This is a genomic window from Streptomyces sp. NPDC046465 (assembly GCF_040646035.1).
Classification (GTDB): Bacteria; Actinomycetota; Actinomycetes; order Streptomycetales; family Streptomycetaceae; genus Streptomyces.
Map to the genome: position 1 here is coordinate 1 of NZ_JBEYZK010000063.1, position 2,467 is coordinate 2,467.

Genomic DNA, 2,467 nt, shown 5'->3' on the forward strand with positions numbered 1-2,467 from the left:
ACATTCACGGAGAGTTTGATCCTGGCTCAGGACGAACGCTGGCGGCGTGCTTAACACATGCAAGTCGAACGATGAAGCCCTTCGGGGTGGATTAGTGGCGAACGGGTGAGTAACACGTGGGCAATCTGCCCTTCACTCTGGGACAAGCCCTGGAAACGGGGTCTAATACCGGATAACACACGCTCGGGCATCTGAGGGTGTTGAAAGCTCCGGCGGTGAAGGATGAGCCCGCGGCCTATCAGCTAGTTGGTGAGGTAGAAGCTCACCAAGGCGACGACGGGTAGCCGGCCTGAGAGGGCGACCGGCCACACTGGGACTGAGACACGGCCCAGACTCCTACGGGAGGCAGCAGTGGGGAATATTGCACAATGGGCGAAAGCCTGATGCAGCGACGCCGCGTGAGGGATGACGGCCTTCGGGTTGTAAACCTCTTTCAGCAGGGAAGAAGCGAAAGTGACGGTACCTGCAGAAGAAGCGCCGGCTAACTACGTGCCAGCAGCCGCGGTAATACGTAGGGCGCAAGCGTTGTCCGGAATTATTGGGCGTAAAGAGCTCGTAGGCGGCTTGTCACGTCGGTTGTGAAAGCCCGGGGCTTAACCCCGGGTCTGCAGTCGATACGGGCAGGCTAGAGTGTGGTAGGGGAGATCGGAATTCCTGGTGTAGCGGTGAAATGCGCAGATATCAGGAGGAACACCGGTGGCGAAGGCGGATCTCTGGGCCATTACTGACGCTGAGGAGCGAAAGCGTGGGGAGCGAACAGGATTAGATACCCTGGTAGTCCACGCCGTAAACGGTGGGAACTAGGTGTTGGCGACATTCCACGTCGTCGGTGCCGCAGCTAACGCATTAAGTTCCCCGCCTGGGGAGTACGGCCGCAAGGCTAAAACTCAAAGGAATTGACGGGGGCCCGCACAAGCAGCGGAGCATGTGGCTTAATTCGACGCAACGCGAAGAACCTTACCAAGGCTTGACATATACCGGAAAGCATCAGAGATGGTGCCCCCCTTGTGGTCGGTATACAGGTGGTGCATGGCTGTCGTCAGCTCGTGTCGTGAGATGTTGGGTTAAGTCCCGCAACGAGCGCAACCCTTGTTCTGTGTTGCCAGCATGCCCTTCGGGGTGATGGGGACTCACAGGAGACTGCCGGGGTCAACTCGGAGGAAGGTGGGGACGACGTCAAGTCATCATGCCCCTTATGTCTTGGGCTGCACACGTGCTACAATGGCAGGTACAATGAGCTGCGAAGCCGCGAGGCGGAGCGAATCTCAAAAAGCCTGTCTCAGTTCGGATTGGGGTCTGCAACTCGACCCCATGAAGTCGGAGTTGCTAGTAATCGCAGATCAGCATTGCTGCGGTGAATACGTTCCCGGGCCTTGTACACACCGCCCGTCACGTCACGAAAGTCGGTAACACCCGAAGCCGGTGGCCCAACCCCTTGTGGGAGGGAGCTGTCGAAGGTGGGACTGGCGATTGGGACGAAGTCGTAACAAGGTAGCCGTACCGGAAGGTGCGGCTGGATCACCTCCTTTCTAAGGAGCACTTCTTACCGATCCCTTCGGGGTGAGGTCAGAGGCCAGTTCATCAGCGAACGTCTGATGCTGGTTGCTCATGGGTGGAACGTTGACTACTCGGCACGGTCAGGATGAGGACTGTTAGTACTGCTTCGGCGTGGAAAACAGGGCTGTAACTGAACGTGTCGGGCACGCTGTTGGGTATCTGAAGGTATGGCCGTATGGCTGCCTTCAATGCCGACCCCAGTGCAGCACTGCGAGAGTGGTGTGTGATGGGTGGTTGGTCGTTGTTTGAGAACTGCACAGTGGACGCGAGCATCTGTGGCCAAGTTTTTAAGGGCGCACGGTGGATGCCTTGGCACCAGGAACCGATGAAGGACGTGGGAGGCCACGATAGTCCCCGGGGAGTCGTCAACCAGGCTTTGATCCGGGGGTTTCCGAATGGGGAAACCCGGCAGTCGTCATGGGCTGTCACCCGCTGCTGAACACATAGGCAGTGTGGAGGGAACGCGGGGAAGTGAAACATCTCAGTACCCGCAGGAAGAGAAAACAACCGTGATTCCGGGAGTAGTGGCGAGCGAAACCGGATGAGGCCAAACCGTATGCGTGTGATACCCGGCAGGGGTTGCGCATACGGGGTTGTGGGATCTCTCTTTCACAGTCTGCCGGCTGTGAGGCGAGTCAGAAACCGTTGATGTAGGCGAAGGACATGCGAAAGGTCCGGCGTAGAGGGTAAGACCCCCGTAGTCGAAACATCAACGGCTCGTTTGAGAGACACCCAAGTAGCACGGGGCCCGAGAAATCCCGTGTGAATCTGGCGGGACCACCCGTTAAGCCTAAATATTCCCTGGTGACCGATAGCGGATAGTACCGTGAGGGAATGGTGAAAAGTACCGCGGGAGCGGAGTGAAATAGTACCTGAAACCGTGTGCCTACAAGCCGTGGGAGCGTCGGAC

General features: G+C 57.8%; 2 rRNA genes (1 of these 2 cut by a window edge). Both read left to right on the forward strand.

Features of this window, described 5'->3' with window-relative positions:
* The first annotated feature begins 3 nt into the window (after nucleotides 1–3).
* Nucleotides 4–1,529 (forward strand): 16S ribosomal RNA (locus ABZ953_RS39020).
* A gap of 305 nt (nucleotides 1,530–1,834) precedes the next feature.
* Nucleotides 1,835–2,467, forward strand: a 23S ribosomal RNA gene (locus ABZ953_RS39025); its annotated part runs 2,289 nt beyond the window's last position; the annotation flags it as partial.